We start from the raw sequence: 442 nt of genomic DNA on the forward strand, positions 1-442 counted from the left end.
TTCAGCCTGTTCTGGTGTAGGGTAGATGCGTACTTTTGTTGCTCTTAACATCATCAGCGCTCATTGATATAATGTTTTTATTTTAACATGTTAGGGAAATATATCAATTGAGTAATCATAATGATTTACTGGCGGAATTCCTCAGAAAGCGGCACAGTGTCAGTAAACTGGTCGTGCATCTGATCTTTACGACAAAGTATCGACGTAAGCTATTTGACGGACAGATGCTCGCTCAACTGCGTGATGCATTTGACTCCGCTGCGGCAAAACTTGAATGCGAAATTATTGAGATGGACGGAGAGCCTGACCATGTGCATCTGCTGGTTGCTTACCCGCCAAAACTAGCGGTCAGTGTGATGGTCAACAATCTGAAATCAGTATCGTCGCGCCTGTTGCGCCAGCAAAACACACATTTACGGACGCAAAGTAAAACGGGACTTTT

The 442-nt window shown here is 43.9% G+C and carries 2 protein-coding genes; one reads left to right on the plus strand and one right to left on the minus strand.

Annotation, left to right across the window (positions count from 1 at the left end):
- The coding region (locus BHE89_RS27195; protein WP_171742541.1) for a helix-turn-helix domain-containing protein at positions 1 to 54 on the minus strand (54 nt) is incomplete at its 3' end.
- A gap of 53 nt (positions 55 to 107) precedes the next feature.
- On the opposite strand from BHE89_RS27195, the gene tnpA reads away from it, so the two are divergent.
- Positions 108 to 442: IS200/IS605 family transposase (tnpA, locus tag BHE89_RS20770; protein WP_128860756.1), on the plus strand; the 335-nt coding region annotated here is incomplete at its 3' end.

The sequence above is a fragment of the Shigella sp. FC1967 genome, from assembly GCF_001743005.1.
In the GTDB taxonomy this organism is placed as follows: Bacteria; Pseudomonadota; Gammaproteobacteria; order Enterobacterales; family Enterobacteriaceae; genus Proteus.